The sequence below is a fragment of the Bradyrhizobium sp. NP1 genome (assembly GCF_030378205.1).
Taxonomy (GTDB): domain Bacteria; phylum Pseudomonadota; class Alphaproteobacteria; order Rhizobiales; family Xanthobacteraceae; genus Bradyrhizobium.
This window is the reverse complement of record NZ_CP127385.1, coordinates 2,964,770-2,980,976: the sequence shown is the minus strand read 5'-3', so window position 1 is coordinate 2,980,976 and position 16,207 is coordinate 2,964,770. Positions and strand designations below refer to the sequence as shown.

16 protein-coding genes are annotated in these 16,207 nt (G+C 63.6%); 5 read left to right on the top strand and 11 right to left on the bottom strand.

From position 1 onward, the window contains the following. Nucleotides 1–53: 53 nt before the first annotated feature. From QOU61_RS14035 to QOU61_RS14025, 3 genes are all read right to left on the bottom strand, one after another. Nucleotides 54–695 (bottom strand): ANTAR domain-containing response regulator, encoded by a 642-nt coding sequence (locus QOU61_RS14035; protein ID WP_289659299.1) that lies wholly within the window; start codon nt 693–695, stop codon nt 54–56. Nucleotides 696–701: 6 nt separating this feature from the next. Further along, nucleotides 702–1,850 carry a transporter substrate-binding domain-containing protein gene (locus tag QOU61_RS14030; RefSeq protein WP_289659298.1) on the bottom strand — a complete coding sequence of 383 codons (1,149 nt, stop codon included), beginning with the start codon at nt 1,848–1,850 and terminating at the stop codon, nt 702–704. A gap of 220 nt (nt 1,851–2,070) precedes the next feature. Next, a complete protein-coding gene (locus tag QOU61_RS14025; protein ID WP_289659297.1) occupies nt 2,071–2,541 on the bottom strand; it encodes a YciE/YciF ferroxidase family protein in 471 nt (156 codons plus the stop codon). A gap of 407 nt (nt 2,542–2,948) precedes the next feature. On the opposite strand from QOU61_RS14025, the gene QOU61_RS14020 reads away from it, so the two are divergent. Further along, a complete protein-coding gene (locus QOU61_RS14020) occupies nt 2,949–3,128 on the top strand; it encodes a hypothetical protein (RefSeq protein WP_289659296.1) in 180 nt (59 codons plus the stop codon). A 129-nt stretch (nt 3,129–3,257) separates the two neighbouring features. Here the strand turns inward: QOU61_RS14020 and QOU61_RS14015 are convergent, their stop codons facing one another. Then, entirely contained in the window at nt 3,258–4,307 is a 1,050-nt protein-coding gene (locus QOU61_RS14015) for a hydroxyacid dehydrogenase (protein ID WP_289659295.1), read from the bottom strand. A 38-nt stretch (nt 4,308–4,345) separates the two neighbouring features. Further along, the gene (locus tag QOU61_RS14010; RefSeq protein WP_289659294.1) at nt 4,346–5,311 is read right to left on the bottom strand and encodes a Bug family tripartite tricarboxylate transporter substrate binding protein; all 966 of its coding nucleotides are present in this window, start codon (nt 5,309–5,311) and stop codon (nt 4,346–4,348) included. 168 nt (nt 5,312–5,479) lie between these two features. Between QOU61_RS14010 and QOU61_RS14005 the strand changes: the two genes are divergently transcribed. From QOU61_RS14005 to QOU61_RS13995, 3 genes are read left to right on the top strand one after another with little or no spacing between them, the layout of a single operon-like run. After that, nucleotides 5,480–6,061: a thiamine pyrophosphate-binding protein gene (locus QOU61_RS14005; protein ID WP_289659293.1), complete on the top strand. Its 582-nt coding sequence runs from the start codon at nt 5,480–5,482 to the stop codon at nt 6,059–6,061. An 8-nt stretch (nt 6,062–6,069) separates the two neighbouring features. Next, nucleotides 6,070–6,678, top strand: a complete 609-nt coding sequence (locus QOU61_RS14000; RefSeq protein WP_289659292.1) for a thiamine pyrophosphate-dependent enzyme — start codon at nt 6,070–6,072, stop codon at nt 6,676–6,678. A 44-nt stretch (nt 6,679–6,722) separates the two neighbouring features. Then, nucleotides 6,723–7,082, top strand: a complete 360-nt coding sequence (locus tag QOU61_RS13995; protein WP_289659291.1) for a VanZ family protein — start codon at nt 6,723–6,725, stop codon at nt 7,080–7,082. 53 nt (nt 7,083–7,135) lie between these two features. Here QOU61_RS13995 and QOU61_RS13990 read toward each other — a convergent pair whose 3' ends face one another. The 4 genes from QOU61_RS13990 to QOU61_RS13975 form a co-directional block, all read right to left on the bottom strand. Then, complete coding sequence (locus QOU61_RS13990) at nt 7,136–8,068, bottom strand: 2-hydroxy-3-oxopropionate reductase (RefSeq protein WP_289659290.1); 933 nt, start codon at nt 8,066–8,068, stop codon at nt 7,136–7,138. Nucleotides 8,069–8,081: 13 nt separating this feature from the next. Further along, nucleotides 8,082–8,867, bottom strand: coding sequence for a hydroxypyruvate isomerase (gene hyi, locus QOU61_RS13985; protein WP_289659288.1), 786 nt, complete (start codon nt 8,865–8,867; stop codon nt 8,082–8,084). Nucleotides 8,868–8,883: 16 nt separating this feature from the next. After that, entirely contained in the window at nt 8,884–10,668 is a 1,785-nt protein-coding gene (gene gcl / locus QOU61_RS13980; RefSeq protein ID WP_289659286.1) for a glyoxylate carboligase, read from the bottom strand. An 835-nt stretch (nt 10,669–11,503) separates the two neighbouring features. Continuing rightward, the gene (locus tag QOU61_RS13975) at nt 11,504–12,460 is read right to left on the bottom strand and encodes a formylglycine-generating enzyme family protein (RefSeq protein ID WP_289659284.1); all 957 of its coding nucleotides are present in this window, start codon (nt 12,458–12,460) and stop codon (nt 11,504–11,506) included. A 448-nt stretch (nt 12,461–12,908) separates the two neighbouring features. On the opposite strand from QOU61_RS13975, the gene QOU61_RS13970 reads away from it, so the two are divergent. Next, the gene (locus QOU61_RS13970; RefSeq protein ID WP_502876957.1) at nt 12,909–13,928 is read left to right on the top strand and encodes a hypothetical protein; all 1,020 of its coding nucleotides are present in this window, start codon (nt 12,909–12,911) and stop codon (nt 13,926–13,928) included. A 37-nt stretch (nt 13,929–13,965) separates the two neighbouring features. Here the strand turns inward: QOU61_RS13970 and QOU61_RS13965 are convergent, their stop codons facing one another. Together QOU61_RS13965 and QOU61_RS13960 are read right to left on the bottom strand one after the other, a co-directional pair. Next, a complete protein-coding gene (locus QOU61_RS13965; RefSeq protein WP_354142524.1) occupies nt 13,966–14,994 on the bottom strand; it encodes an N-acetylmuramoyl-L-alanine amidase family protein in 1,029 nt (342 codons plus the stop codon). Between the two features lie 152 nt (nt 14,995–15,146). Then, nucleotides 15,147–15,995: an IclR family transcriptional regulator gene (locus QOU61_RS13960; protein WP_289659280.1), complete on the bottom strand. Its 849-nt coding sequence runs from the start codon at nt 15,993–15,995 to the stop codon at nt 15,147–15,149. Nucleotides 15,996–16,207: the final 212 nt, after the last annotated feature.

Below are 16,207 nucleotides of genomic sequence, written 5' to 3'. Positions count from 1 at the left end.
TTGCCGATTGTATTGTTGACGGCGTCGTCGCCGCCGATCCCCGCTATTGGGGATTAGTGTTGGTTATCATAGCCAAGCAGTTCGAACGAGTCAACGATCGCCGCCGCAACAGCGCTCGCGGACACGCGACGATCCATCGCCTGCCGACGAATGAAGCCATAGGCTTCCGTTTCAGGCATTCGCCGCGTCGCCATCAGGATTGCCTTGGCGCGTTCCACCGTGCGGATCGAGCGAAGGTTCTCGTCGAGCCGCTCGATCTTGCTGCGCAGACGCCGCTCATAGCCGAACTGGCTGCGCGCCAGCACCAGGCTCGAAAGCACCGCATTCGTCGTGAACGGGCGCGCCAGCACCGCATCCGGCGTCGCGTTCGCCAGCGCATCGGCCTGGATCGGATCGTTGGGCGGAACGATGACGACGAGCGCGGAGCGCGCATCGCCCGGGATCCACGGCAGCCGTCGCGCGAGATCGGCGCTATATTCGCAATAGACCACGTCGGCATCGCCGGGCACGGTTTCCGGCATCGGCCAGATCTGGCGTGCCCGCATCCTGAAGCGCTGCAGCTCACGCAGCAGGAAGCTGGTCTGGTCGTCGCCCGGCGCGACGACAACCGCGGTCAAATCCGCGAGTTCCTGCACCATCGACTTGCGGCCGACCGGCTCGCGGTTACTGGCTGGCTTGCGCAAAATATCGGTCATCGGAGCTTACCCCGCATACCCGGCCGCGCGTCCGTAGCCGATGAGGAACGGATCGGCGTGCACCGCTTCCCTGGATTCATTGATGATGTCGAACTGACCCTTGCGATTGGCGCGTCCGATCCGGGTCCACAGGTCGGTGTGGCCCGACATCGGATCGACAGTAACGGCCCCCTGCGGGGCGTCGAAGCTGATGCCGAGCACCATGGCGCGCAACACTTCGGTGTCAAGCGTGTTGGCCTGCTCCAGCGCGCGGGCGAACAGGTACATCTGGAAGTAGGACGCCTCGGCGCACATGTTGGTCGAGACGTCGTTGCCGAAACGCTTCTTGTAGCGGCTGACGAAGCAGTCGTTGGCGTGGCCTTCGATGCCCTGGAAATAGGATGCGGCGGTGATGTGCCCTTCGCCGACATCATGTCCCATCGCCGCGATTTCCGCCTCCGTCGTGGTGAGGCTCGCGATCGGCATCATCTTGGGATCGAGGCCGACATTGGCGTAGGCCTGGTAGAGATAGACCGTGCTGTCGCCGACCACGGTGGAGAAGACCACGTCGGGCTTGACGCGGCGAATATCCTGCACGATCGGCAGAAAATCCTGCCAGCGGGCGTGGACGCTGACATAGCGTTCGCCGACCACGGAGCCGCCATTGGCGGTGAGCAGCTCGCGCATCACGCGGTTGGATTCGCGGGGATAGATGTAGTCCGAGCCGACGAAATAGAACCGCCCGCCATAATTGTCCATCAGATAGCGGCATAGCGACAGGCTGTTCTGGTTGGGCGAAGCGCCGGTATAGATGACGTTCGGCGAAGCCTCGAAGCCTTCATAGAGCGTCGGGTACCACAATAGCCCGTTCAGCCGCTCCACCACCGGCAGCACGGCCTTGCGGCTCGACGAGGTATAGCAGCCGAAGATGGCATTGACGTCATCCTCGATCATCAGCCGCTTGGCGAAATGGCCGTAGGCGATGGAGTCGGAGCCCGGATCGTAGGCCACCGGCACCAGCTCGCGGCCACAGATGCCGCCGGCCGCGTTGATTTCCTCGATCGCAAGCTGCGTGCCCTGGTACTGGGTTTCCTCGATCACCGACATGAAGCCGGTGCGGGAAAACAGCACTCCGATGCGCCACGGGGCCGATGTCGCCTGCGGGTGGTTCAGCATCTTGCACTCCTCGATCACAAGGAGAGTCGGGGAAAGAAAATGTCGCCGAGCGCGACTTTTGCGAAAAGATTGCACGCGATATGGGCCGAGGCAAGTACTTGTTTGATTGCTTTGGCGTCCAAGCACTTTCCCGTTCAGCCCGCCCCACCGCTCACCGGGGGGCTCAGCAATCGTCGACCGGCCATTGTGTCCGTTGCCGGCGCGAGGCGCTACCGCCTCGCTAGGCGGCGAGCGCGTCCTGATTGATCTCGCCCTTGGCAAGCGCGGTCAGCGTCGCATCGGCTCGCTTCTCCTCCTCCAGGCTGTCGTGCAGCATGCGCTGGTCGTCGCGCAGGTCGAGCTGGCCGGCGAGCGCCGCGGCGCTGCCATAGGCGGCGATCTCGTAATGTTCGAGCTTTTGCGCCGAAGCGAGCAGGCCGGCGTCGCGCAGATCGTCACCTTGCAGGATCGCGACCATCTTGGCGGTCTCCTGAATCAGCGCCTGCATGGCCTGGTCCGTATGCGCTTCGTGATCCACCCCATGCTTCTCCAGGATCGCGCGCAGCCGTTGGTCCTGCGCAACTGTTTCGCGCTGATGCCGTTCGAACGCATCCTTCAGCGACGGGTGCGAGGCGATCTCGGCCATCCGGCTCAGCGCCTGGCCGAGCATTTGCTCCACACTGACGAGTTCCTGCAGCTCGGCGACGTACATGTCCCTGAGATTATTGATCTGCATGGCATCACCCTTTCGTTGCTTGTGTCCGCGGACGCGCGGTGTTGGCCTAGTCGTCCCGGCCGGTTCCGTGCGCGTCATGGAACACCGATGCGCTGGCACAACGCGTGCCCAGGCCGACGGTTCTTATCGCCGGCTCCGAAAGGGTCAGATTGCCACGGCGGCTTCGCCTCGCTGGTCGGTTGGAAGGCGATCAATCGCTACGGCGGGCTGGCATCGCACGCTGCTTCCGCACGTCGTCGAGCTGTCAGCCGAATGCCGACAAACCGGGCTGCGAGCAAAACAAAAAAGAGCGACGGTGTGTGGCCCCCGCAACGAAGGGGGTGCCAACGTGCGGAACTGGCGCTGGTCTTTAAGCGCCTGCCGAGGGCAGGCTTTCCGCCGCAATGGCGACGATCTCGGCAAGCCTTTGCCGGATGCGGGACGGCGCCTGGCGCAGCAGTGAATTGATCCGTTGCATGACCGATTTCTCTTCCGTCGCCGGCGCAAGAGCTGCCGACAACACCATGATCTGCAACGAAAAATGGCCTCTGGCAGGGCGCCTGTCGAGCGGCGTGGAAAAATAGCAATGGCCGCTTTGCGCAAGCCGCCGGAGACGATGGCTTTGTTGTCCGAAACAGGCTCCCGGCGATCAAAATCTTCTTTTCGATCATCCGCCCCGATGTGGTGGTTGAAGCCTTCGGGGGCCCCGGCTGCTAGCCCGGCTTGACGCCGAAGGCGCGCTCGAACCGCCGGGAAAAATCCGGCCAGACCTCCGGATTGACGACGCGCGGCGGCCGCTTGCCATCGAGCGCGTCAAGGATCTGCTCGGCCGCAATCCGGCCCATATTCTCGCGCGCCTCGCGGGTAACGCCGGCGGTATGCGGGCTCGCCAGCACATTGTCGAATTGCAGCAGCGGATGATCCGGCGGCGGCGGCTCCTTGGACCAGACGTCGAGGCCGGCGCCGGCAATCCGCCTGTCGCGCAAGGCTTCGTACAGCGCCGCTTCGTCGTGGATGAAGCCGCGCGCGGTGGTGACAAGGAAGGCGTGCGGCTGCATCAGCGCAAACTGGCGCGCGCTGATCATGCCGCGGCTCTCCTTGGTCAGGGGGCAACTGATTGACACGAAATCGGAGCGGCGCAGGAGATCGTCGAGCTCGACCTTCTCGCCGCCGCGCGTCGCCATCTCGGTTGCGGAGAGATAGGGATCGTAAGCGAGCACGTTCATGCGCAACAGGCCGCGGCAGAGCTCGGCGATGCGGCGGCCGACATTGCCGAGCCCGATGATGCCAACGGTCTTGCCCGACACCTCATTGCCGATCAGCGCGTTGCGATCGACATTGTGCTCGCGGCGCAGCGCACGATCCGCCCCGATGATCCGCTTCGACAGCGTGAGCATCATCGCCAGCGCATGCTCGGCGACCGAGTTGGCGTTGCCGCCCGACTGGTTGACGACGAGCACGCCGGCCGCGGTGCAGGCCTCGACATCGACGGGATCGTAGCCGGCGCCATTGCTGGAGACGATCAGGAGGTTCGGCGCACGCCGCAACAGGTCGGCATCGACATGGAAATGGCGGGCGAGTTCGTCGCGCGCCGCCCCGATCTGATAGGCATGCGCGGCCGCGAGAACGGGCGCAGAGACATCGTCGGGACTTTCGTTCTCTAGCCGGTCGAGCCGCACGTCGGCGCGGGCTCTCAGGATCTTCTCATAGATCGGATGCGCGAGATATTTGACATAGAACACACGCTTGTTGTTGACGGACATTGACGACCTTTCGGGTTGGGAATTTTTTTCCGGCGAAATCATTCAGCCTTGATGCCGGCGGCCTTGATGATCGGGCCCCATTTCTCATAGTCGGCATGGATCTTGGCGTCGAAAGCCTGCGGCGAGCTGCCGATCGGCTGCGCACCGAGCTTGCTGAGCCGTTCCTTCACGGCCTCGGTGGCAAGAGCGGCAACAAAATCATGCGACAGCTTTGCGACGAGATCGCTCGCCATGCCGGCCGGCGCCAGCAAGCCCCACCACACCTCGGTGTCATAGCCCGGCACGGTCTCGCTCATGCTCGGCACGTCGGGCAGGAACGGCGCCCGCGCCGCGGTCGTAACCGCGAGCGCACGCACCGTGCCGGCGTGGAGCTGTCCGACCGATTCAGGGCCGTTGTTGAACGACATCGGAATCTGCCCGCCCAGGAGATCGTTGATCGCGGGCGCGCCGCCTTTATAAGGAATCGCCTCGATGTCGATCCTGGCCAGGCTCTTCAACAGCTCGCCGGCGAGATGGGTCGAGGTGCCCGTGCCCGCATGCGCAAAGGACAGGCTGCCGGGCTTCGCTTTCGCCTGCGCGATCACGTCGGCAACCGTCCTGAACGGGGAGTCGGCACGCACCAGCAGGATGTTCGGCGACGAAGCGAGCAGCGCGATCGGCGTGAAGTCCCTGAAGGTGTCGTAGGGCAGCTTAGGATAAAGGAAGGCGTTAGTGGCGTGACCCGAGGCGACCACGATCAGCGCATAGCCGTCCGGCGGCGACGAGGCCAGCGCCTGCGAGGCAACCACCCCACCCGCTCCCGGCCGGTTCTCGACCACGACGGTCTGGCCCCACTGCCGCGACACCACGTCGGCGAGCGTTCGCGCCAGAATATCGACGCCACCGCCGGCGGCATAAGGCACGAAGATATGCACCGGCCTGGACGGAAAGGCTTGCGCGGATGCGGTTGACGGGCCGGCCAGCATCATCGCGGCCACAACGGCGGCCAACAACCACCTGCCCATGACGATCCTCCCGGCATCCGGCGCTTCCGTCATACGCCTGCGCGACAGCGCCCTGTCGCGCAGCTCTAGGGGGTTGCAGCGCCGGCATGTTGACAATCCCGCCGGTCGCGTCAAGTTCGGCCGCAGACGGCGCCAGCCAAAGCGTCGCGGGAGAACAGGGAGAGCAACATGGCGGTCGCCGGGGCACCCACCTCGCCCGAAGCCTCTCGGGAGCCAAATCCGAACCCGGCTTCGGAGCAGAGCTGGCACGCAATCGTGCTGCGGACGCTCAAGCGCAACGAGGTCAGGCTCGTTCCCTACGTCCCCGACCGCGTGCTGACGCCCCTGATCAAGAGCCTGCACGCGGATTCCCATTTCACGACGTTCGCGACCGCGCGCGAGGAGGAAGCCGTCGGCATCGTCTCCGGCGCCTGGATGGGCGGCGTGCGCGGCGCCGTGCTGATGCAGACATCGGGCTTTGCGACGCTCGCCAATGTGCTGGCTTCGCTCGCGATACCCTACCAGATCCCGCTGATCATGATCGTCTCCGAGCGCGGCACGCTCGGCGAGTTCAACTACGGCCAGTCGCTGGTGTGCCGGACCATGCGGCCCGTGCTGGACTCGCTGGCGATGGAGCATCACACCATCACCCGGCTCGACGAGCTCGAATTCATCGCCGACCGCTCGATCAAGCAGGCCGTCACCACGCAGGCGCCGGTGGCGCTGATCCTCTCGCCACTTCTCACCGGCGGCAAGGTGTTCGACAAGTGAGCGATCGCATGAGCACGAACGGCACCAATCGCAACACCAAGGTGATGAACCGTTTCGACCTCACCTCGCGCCTCGTCGCCAGGTTGAAGAGCGAGGAAGCTGTGATCGGCGGCATCGGCAACACCAATTTCGACCTGTGGGCGGCCGGTCACCGCCCGCAGAATTTCTACATGCTGGGCAGCATGGGGCTTGCGTTTCCGATCGCACTCGGCGTGGCGCTGGCGCAGCCGACACGGCGCGTGGTCGCGCTCGAAGGCGACGGCTCGCTGTTGATGCAGCTCGGATCGCTTTCGACCATCGCGACGCTGGCGCCGGAAAACCTCACCCTGATCGTGATGGACAACGGCATCTACCAGATCACCGGCGGCCAGCCGACGCCGGCCGCGGCGGCGGCGGACATTGTCGCGATCGCCGCCGGAAGCGGCCTTGCCGACAGCGCCTGGGCCGCGGACGAGGAGGATTTCGAGCGCCTGGTCGAGCGGTCGCTGTCGACGGCGGGCCCGAGCCTGATCGCGGTGCGGATCGACGACAAGCCGGGGGTCGGAACCACGCGCCGGGACCCCGTCCAGATCAGGGAACGCTTCATGCTGGGGCTCGGGGTGCGACAACCTCTCTGATCTTTCTTAACCCCAATTTCGGCGTTCCATGCTATCCGGCAGGGATGAACCTGTTCCTGCGTCTTTCCGCCTGGCTGCTCGCGGCCGCCGTCACCTTCGCAACCCTCGGTCCCGCGAGCCTTCGGCCGCATTCGCCGCTGGGCCAGGACGGCGAGCACGCGCTTGCCTTCGTCCTGGTCGGGATCGCCTTCGGCCTTGCCTATCGGCGACACCGCTTCAACGTGTCGCTGATCGCGGTCGTGGTGATCGGCATCCTCGAGCTCCTGCAGCTGTGGGCACCGGGCCGCCACGCGCGGCTGGAAGATTTCGTCGTCGATGCGCTTGCCGCCTCCGCCGGCTTCGTCGTCGCCGCCGGACTGGACTGGAGCATGGACCGCTGGCGTCAATCGCGCGCCGCATCGTAACGCAAGAACCCCGCGGCAGTTGCCGCGGGCTGTTGTTCGAGGTGAGCGAAAGTTCATCCCTGCCGCATGCGGCTCCGCTGCGGCTCGCGCTCGGAATCGCTCGCGGCGCTGATCTCGTGATCGGCCATCATTTCCAGCGCCCGCACCATCGCCGAATGGTCCCAATTGCGTCCGCCATGGGCAACGCATGAGCTGAACAGCTGTTGCGCAACCGCCGTGCTCGGTAGCGACAGTCCAAGCGCGCGTGCGCCGTCGAGCGCCAGGCTGAGATCCTTCTGGTGCAACTCGATGCGAAAGCCCGGATCGAAATTCCGCTTCACCATGCGCTCGCCATGCACCTCGAGAATGCGCGACGACGCAAAGCCGCCCATCAGCGCCTTGCGCACCAGCGCGGGATCAGCACCGGCCCGTGACGCAAACAAGAGCGCCTCGCCAACCGCCTCGATGGTCAGCGCCACAATGATCTGGTTGGCAACCTTGGTGGTCTGCCCGTCGCCGGGCCCGCCGACCAGCGTGATGTTCTTCCCCATCTTCTCGAAGATCGGCTGCACCCGATCAAAGGCGCGCTGCGATCCGCCGGCCATGATGGTCAGGCTGGCCGCTTTCGCTCCCACCTCGCCGCCGGAAACCGGCGCGTCCAGATAATCGGCGCCGAGCGCCTCGATCCGCTTTGCAAACGCCTTGGTCGCGAGCGGCGAGATCGAGCTCATGTCGACGACGATCTTGCCTTTCGAAATGCCTTCGGCGACGCCGTTCGGTCCGAACAGGGCCGCTTCCACATGCGGCGTGTCAGGCACCATGAGAATGACGACATCGGATTCTTCGGCAACCTCCCGGCCCGAGCGGCAGGCGACGCCACCGCCTGCAACCAGCTCCGGCGCGATCGGGCCGGTGTCGTGCAGAAAGAGTCGATGGCCCGCCGCCTGCAGATGGCCCGCCATCGGGCGTCCCATGGTGCCGAGGCCGATAAAGCCGATATCGATCATGTCAACGCTCCCTTCAAGTGTCGCGCGTCAGCGCCGCGTACCAGCCAAGGCCGTCGACCGTCGTCGTTCGCGGCTTGTATTCGCATCCGACCCAGCCGCCATAGCCGAGCGAATCGAGATGACGGAACAGGAACGGATAGTTGATTTCGCCGGTGCCCGGCTCATTGCGGCCGGGATTGTCGGCAAGCTGCACATGAGCGATGCGCGCGAGATGCCTGTTCAGGCTGCGCGCGATATCGCCCTCCATCACCTGCATGTGGTAGATGTCATATTGAATGAACAGGTTGCTGGATCTGACCTCGCCGATGATCTGCGCCGCCTGCTCGGTCCGGCTCAGGAAGAAGCCGGGTATGTCGATCGTGTTGATCGGCTCGATCAGCAGCCGGATCCGCTCCCTTGCCAGTGCGTCCGCGGCAAAGCGCAGATTGCCGACCAGCACCTCGTTGAGCTCGAACACATCGCAATCGTCAGGCGCGATCCCAACCAGGCAGTTGAGCTGGCGGCATTCCAGCGCCCTCGCATAGTCGATGGCGCGCGCCACGCCGTCACGGAACTCCTCGACCCGATCAGGCATGATCGCGATGCCGCGCTCGCCGGCGGCCCAGTTGCCCGCCGGCAGGTTGTGCAGCACCTGAGTTAGTCCGTGACGCTGCAATTGTTCGCGCAGCTCGGCCTTCTCGAACTCGTAGGGGAAGAGATATTCGACGCCGGCAAAGCCGGAAGCCTTGGCCGCCGCGAACCGATCGAGAAACGGCAGCTCCGAAAACAGCATGGTGAGATTGGCGGCAAATTTCGGCATGACCTTCTCCGCTTGCTCACGCCGGGACCATTTCGCCCTGGGGCGTCGGGGCTTCGTCGAGCGGCAGATCGAGGACCTCCTCGAACTCGACGACGTTGTCGATCTCGCTGCCCATCGCGATATTGGTGACGCGCTCGAGGATGAACTCGACCACGACGGGCACGCGGTACTGCGCCATCCATTGGCGCGCAGTCGCAAACGCGGCCGGCGCATCGTGGGGATCGACGACACGGATCGCCTTGCAGCCGAGGCCTTCGGCGACCGCGACATGATCGACGCCGTAACCGCCAAGCTCGGGCGCGTTGACGTTGTCGAACGACAACTGGACCTGATAGTCCATGTCGAAGCCGCGCTGGGCCTGGCGGATCAGGCCGAGATAGGAATTGTTCACGACCACATGAATGTAAGGGAGATTGAACTGCGCGCCGACCGCGAGCTCCTCGATCAGGAACTGGAAGTCGTAGTCGCCGGAGAGCGCGACGATCTCCCGCTCCGGATCGGCCGCGCGCACGCCGAGCGCCGCCGGCAGCGTCCAGCCGAGCGGCCCCGCCTGCCCGGCATTGATCCAGTGGCGCGGCTTCTGGACGCGAAGGAACTGGGCGCCGGCGATCTGCGACAGTCCGATCACCGTGACGTAGCAGGTATCGTCGCCGAACGCCTTGTTCATCTCGTGATAGACCCGCTGCGGCTTGATCGGGATATCGTCGAACAGGCTTTTGCGCAGCATTGCGCGCTTGCGCTCCTGGCAGGCGGCCGGCCACGCCTGGCGCGGCTTGAGCTTGCCTGCCTTGCGCCACTCCCGCGCCACCGCGAGGAACAGTTCGAGCGCCGCCTTCGCATCCGACGCGATGCCGAGATCGGGATTGAACACACGGCCAATCTGCGTCGGCTCGATGTCGACATGCACGAAGGTCCTGCCCTTGGTGTAGGTCTCGATCGAGCCGGTATGCCGGTTGGCCCAGCGGTTGCCGATCCCGAGCACGAAGTCGGATTGCAGGAAATTGGCGTTGCCGTAGCGGTGGCTGGTCTGCAAGCCTGCCATGCCCGCCATCAGCGGATGGTCATCGGGGATGGCGCCCCAGCCCATCAGCGTCGGGATCACGGGCACGTTCACGGTTTCGGCGAAGGCGACCAAAAGGTCGGACGCGTCAGCATTGATGACGCCGCCGCCGGCAACGATCAGCGGGCGCTCGGCTGCGTTGAGCATCGCCATCGCCTTTTCGACCTGCTTCAACGTCGCCGCAGGCTTGTAGACCGGCAGCGGCGCGTAGGTTTCGTCGTCGAACTCGATTTCGGCCAGCTGCACGTCGAGCGGCAGGTCGATCAGCACCGGGCCGGGCCTTCCCGAGCGCATCACGTGGAACGCCTGGCTAAACACGCGGGGCACCAGCGCGGGCTCGCGCACCGTCACCGCCCATTTGGTCACGGGCTTCGCGATCGCCTCGATGTCGACGGCCTGGAAATCCTCCTTGTAGAGACGAGCGCGCGGCGCTTGCCCGGTGATACAGAGGATCGGGATGGAGTCGGCGATCGCCGAGTAGAGCCCGGTGATCATGTCGGTGCCGGCCGGTCCCGAGGTGCCGATGCAGACCCCGATATTGCCGGCTTTCGCGCGGGTAAAGCCTTCCGCCATATGGGAGGCGCCCTCGACATGGCGCGCCAGGATGTGGCGGATCGAGCCCCGCGCTTTCAGCGCGGAATAGAGCGGATTGATCGCCGCACCGGGCACGCCGAAGGCGCACGCGACACCTTCCCGCTCGAGAATCCGCACCGCCGCATCGACCGCCCGCATCTTCGCCATGTCATGCCTCGCTGATGTTGGTTGGCCTGCGTGATGATCACGGCAGCCGCCAACGATCTCAACGCGATTGAGTTTGTTTCTCGCGATACGGAACGCGTTGCGAAAAAACGCGCCAAATCAGATGGTTGTGCTGGCGACGCGATGAAACGATGCGCCCGCCGGCCGCCATGACCCGCGCACGCATACGAATGCGCGGGCTTCCCGCGGTCACACGCGCGTTCTGTTCCCGCGGCGCTGATCGCGTCCGGGTCATGCCAACGGTTTCGCCCCGGAAGATGGAGGGCGCAGGGAAAGCCGGGCGCTTGACCGCACCCGCAGCCTCGTGCGCAAAGAATGAAAGCACACGAGTTCGTCACCACAGGCTTGGCCGCAACATCCGGCCTTCCCTGCGCAATGGTTTTAACGGTTTCCTTCGTGCTCTCCCCGGTGACCGGGCTTTCTTGCCACCGTCGCCCGCGAGAGCTTGCCTCTCGCGAACTTGGCATCAGCGTCGGGATGCCAGGACCACACGACTTCGCCGTCCGCGTCAGCATCACTCGTCAGTTGATGCCAAAGCGTCCATCGCATCCCGCTTCCTACGTCCGTGACGATCGCGATACGCCCCTCCTATCGGAGGCGGGACGCGGGAATTGAAGCCACTGATTTGCCCGACGCAACAAGCGGATTATTTTTTGGCAAAGGACTGGACGACCCAAATCACGTTGAACCGCCTCACGAAATTGGCTTTTACGCGCACGCGATCAGGCAAAGCCAAAACCGGCCGCGAACGGAAATTCAGTCGCGCAACCGCGCCTTGGCACGCGTGTCACGATCCGATTGCGCGGCACTCTCAGTTTCACGGAATTGTTCTGACGACGCGGAACCCGATGTAATTGGTTCGATCGTCTGCCCTCTCATTGGTACGTTCAGAAGATCGTAAAACCCAAGGACGATTATTCCAACTGCCTCCTCGCATCACGCGGAAGTCGCAAGCGCCGGTTGTCCAGGCACTGCCGTTCTGAGGCGCTTCCATATAGGTTTCGTTCCAGCAGTCCTCCGTCCACTCCCATGCGTTACCAAGCACGTCTGCCAGACCGAACGGATTGATCCCGAAGCTCCCGACTGGCGACGTCTGCTTTTTGTCCCAACGACTATCGCATCCGTCGCAATTGGCGTTGCCCGAGCCGATGGCATCTCCCCACCACCGCGCCGTCTGAGTACCCGCGCGCGCCGCATATTCCCACTCAGCCTCGCTCGGAAGGCGATACGGGCCATTACCCTCAACTGCTGTCTGGCTACGGATCTTACCATTCAACCATGCGATGTAAGCTTTTGCATCGCGCCAGCTTACGCACACCACTGGATCACGATCCGTTTGATTAAAGCCGGGATTCCGCCATCCAGCCTCGGGACGCCTGAGGTATCTATGGTCTATCCAAAGCGCGCAGCCTCCGTCGGCTGAATATCCTGTCTCGTCCACGAACGCGGAGAACTCGCCCCGCGTCACGAGGTGCCTTCCAACGGCGAAGGACTTCGAGATATCTACTTGATGCTGGGGAAGCTCGAACGCCATGACCGTTTTTGCGTATTTGGCTTCGCCAATTGGCACGGCCGCCGCGACGTCGCGCTGGATATCTTGGTCCGATGAACCCATCAGGAAGCGCCCTGCTGGAATCACGACCATTTCCGGACATTCTGAACAGTCGCGGAACGTCTGCCCCGCTTGCAAGGCTTGCTCGCCGGAACGGGCGACGGCAACCCAGCAAATAACAAGAAGCACTAACGAACTACCGAATATGTGCAGTGCGCGCATTGTTTCCCTGCTCGATACGCGGGTGGGCATCGCAGCAGTTGCGAGTACTGAGGAGCCGCGCCTGTGACCATAGCAGCCAACCCCACATACTCGCTCGCCCCCCGGTTTAAAATTTCCTCAAACACTACCCCTTCAAGTTCCATGGCCGCAATCACCGTTGAGTGCGACCACCTATGACGGGGACCAGGTCTGGTATGCGTCTTGGCGCAATCTGGATTGACTTCGCCTCGCCAACCGGCGCGTTCGTCGTTTACGATCCAATGAGTCGTATCAGGCGAAACCCAGGCATTGAGAAACCGCCATGGCGATAAGGAAATCTAACGCTGCGCCGACGGCAGCCCTTGCTCTCGGGCTTGTCCTCACACCGCCGGCTTTGGTCGCCATCGATGCGATCATCAACACGACCGCGTTGCTGGTGCCGCCGGCCGCCATCGGCAATCTCGGCTTCATGTCCCCGGCAATGGGCGAGCCGGCCGCACTCACGACCAGGCAATCGGACGCACTCAATGCGTACAACAATGCACTGAAAAACTTCGAGTCGGTCCTGAGCCAGCGCCGGGCACAGATCAATTCCGGTCAACAGCTCCCGAACCTGCCGGGACAGGCACTCTACCTCGCGCGCGTCGCCATGATGAGCGCCTACAAGGACCTCACCGACGCCCTCCCCTCCAAAATCGGACGGCCAAACAAGTTCGGAATCCCGCCGGCGTATTTCGACGCCGACAATGAGCCGCTGCTCGACGAGTACAGGAAACTTTTCGACATCATGGAGGCGCCGCCCGCGAGCGCGCAAAAATCAGAGACGCCATTCAAGGACGTTGTCGATTTGGGAACCGCCATTGCGCGAGCCAGGGGCCTTGATCCGGCGAATGCCGAGGCGGCAGGCCGCATCACCCTGGGGCTCTTCTATGCCGAGACGAACGGCAATCAAAACGCGGGGAATGGGCGCTCGAACAAATACAAGGGAAGCCTGCAAACGGGTCCGTCCGAAGATCAAAATGGCCGAACCAAGTGGGCAGCGATAAGAAAGACCATCGCAGCCTTTGATCCCGCCCTGGGCCTTCGCGATGACAAGGAGGAGGCGCGGATCGGCAATCTGGATCATCGGCTCAATCACTGGACCGCCGTGCGAGACGCCCTCATGAACGCACACGCGGATATTTTCCCGCAGGTGCCGGCGATCGTGAAAACGCTGCCGAATCCGATCGATCAAATGAAGTTCTTTGAACTCATCCAGATCATCCCCACGCCGACCAGGTCCGCACTCAGGTCAGGCAACCTCGTCAACTACCGAATTTCCGACCCCACGGTCATGGGATATCTGCGAAACAACAGCATCTTCGCCTTTGGACAGGCCGACAGGGCAAGAACATCCGCGACCTTCCGCGAAATTCTCGATGCGATGTGGCTGTTCAATGCGAAATTTGAACAAGCGCTTTCCAAATTCGACGAGATCAAGAAGCGCTAACGCGGCGCTTCGCGTGTCCGGATCATGCCTTAGGGCATCAGAGCGGACCGAGAATGGCCCATCGCGGCTCACAGAATTCCTTCACGGCGGCCGTGACACTGCTGCTGATGATGTTCCGCCGTTCGGGCGAGTCCATCTTGAGCTCTTCGTCCCGGTTGATGATCGAGCCCGCCTCCAGCAGGACGGCAGGCATCCGGGCCTTTCTCAGCACGACGAGCTCATCGTAGCTGTAGACGCCGGTTTCCTTGTTCAGCAGCGGGTGCTGATAATGCCCCATGATCGCCTGGGTATATTGCTCGGCATAATGCAGCCCCTCGGCCTTCATCTCCCTGCCGACCAGTTCGGCGAACGACAGGCTGGTCTTGAAGTCCGGATTGTTGCGGGAGACGAAGACGGAGTAGCCGCTGAAGCGGTCGCTGAAATGGCTTTTTTTGCCCTCGAACTCCCAGTTCTCGAGCATTTTGTCGGGCACGGAGTCATGGTGGATCGACAGCAGGAGATCGGCGTGCAGATCGTTGGCGGCGGCGACACGTTTGAAGAGGCTGGGCCTGGCCTTGCCCTCGGTCACGAGCAACCTGGTTTCCGCAAAGCCTTCGGCCTTCAGCTTCTCCGCGATCTGCCGTGCAAGGCGCAGATTGAAGGAGAACTCGGCGACATTACGCGCGCTGATCGCGCCTTCTGATTCGGCTGTATGTCCCACGTCCAGAACGATCCGGAATTTCGCGGGATTGCACGTTGCTGCGTCAGGCCTCGAATCGGAAGGGATCATGGCGGCTGGCCCCAGCGCGGCAAGCCGGACGGCGTGGGGCTTTGGCGGGGCGGCACGCCTGGCCGCTCTTGCCGAGGCGACGCGCTTTGCCGAAGCGACGCGCTTTGGCGAGGCGACGCGTTTGGGCGATTTGGCGTGTGTTGACGAGCCTTTGAAGACATCCGACAGCCAGCCGGCTTCGCTGACCTCGATTGGCAGCAGTACCAATGCCGCCATCGCGACGATGATGGAGCGGCGGCGGGGCCAAAATCCCGCGACCCTGCCGCCGAGAACACAAATGAACTCGCAGCGCTTCATGCCTGCCCCTCCGAAGCGCATCATAGCGTCTGATGGCGCCAGCGGAAGAGGCAGGCTACGTCCGTCCCGTCAATCGTGTCGATCTGGCGGGGTTAGCCCATTTCCGGTATATCCTGACAACCAGACAACTTCAGGGCCAGGACTTCGCACGCTCAGGCAGGCTTCGCCCCGGGCATCACGCCGCCGAGCGCAAGCGTCAGCTCGGCCGCCACCTCGGCGACCGTCTTGCCGAGCGTCGGTAGCCGCTCGTCGGTGATGCGGCTCGTCATCCCGGAGACGGAGATCGCGGCGAGCGGCTCGCCGCAGTCATTGTAGACGACGGCGGCGACGCAGCGTAGGCCCATCCGCGCCTCCTCGTCATCGACGGCATAACCCTGCCGACGGACGGTTGCGAGCTCGGCAAACAGCGCGCTCGGCCGCACGATCGATTTTTCCGTGAGCCGCGGCATGCCCTGGCGACGGATGATGGCGTTGACATCGTCGTCACCATAGGTCGCGAGCACGGCCTTGCCGACGCCGGAGGCCACCATCGCCACGCGGCCGCCGACCTTGGTCAGCGAGCGCATGATCTCGCGGCTTTCGATGCGCGTCAGCACGATGATCGACTGGTCGTCGACGACGGCGAGATTGGCGGTCTCGCGGGTCTGGTCGCGCAGCTTGCGCAAATAAGGCATCGCCTGCGCCACGAAGTTGCGGCGCCGCGTGAAGGTCGCGCCGACCGCAAAGCTCTGCGCGCCGATGTGCCATCTTGAGCAGGTGCGGTCGAACTGCACGAAACGGCGCTTTTCCAGCGTCGTCAGCAGGCGATGCACGGTGGAGGGCGACAGGCCGGTGCGAACCGCAAGGTCGGTCAGCCGGTAGCCTTCATCGTCTTCGGCCAGGACTTCAATGATGGAAAGCGCGCGATCGACCGACTGGACGCCGCCGTCCCGGCCCTCCGCGGCGCGCTCGGGGCTGGACTTCGGCTCGGGCCCGTTCCGCCGGATTCCATTCCGCATCATCGCGACCTGCCTTCATTGGTTCAAGTCAGACGGTGGATGGCACTTGGCGCACTATTCCGTCATGCCCGGGCTTAGCCGTCCGAAGGACGGCGTCGCTTCCGCTCGCCTATGTCCCGGCCATCCACGTCTTATCTCCAAACGAAGCAAGACGTGGATGCCCGGCACAACGCCGGGCATGACGAACTCAATGCCTGACGGCCTTGATCAACAAG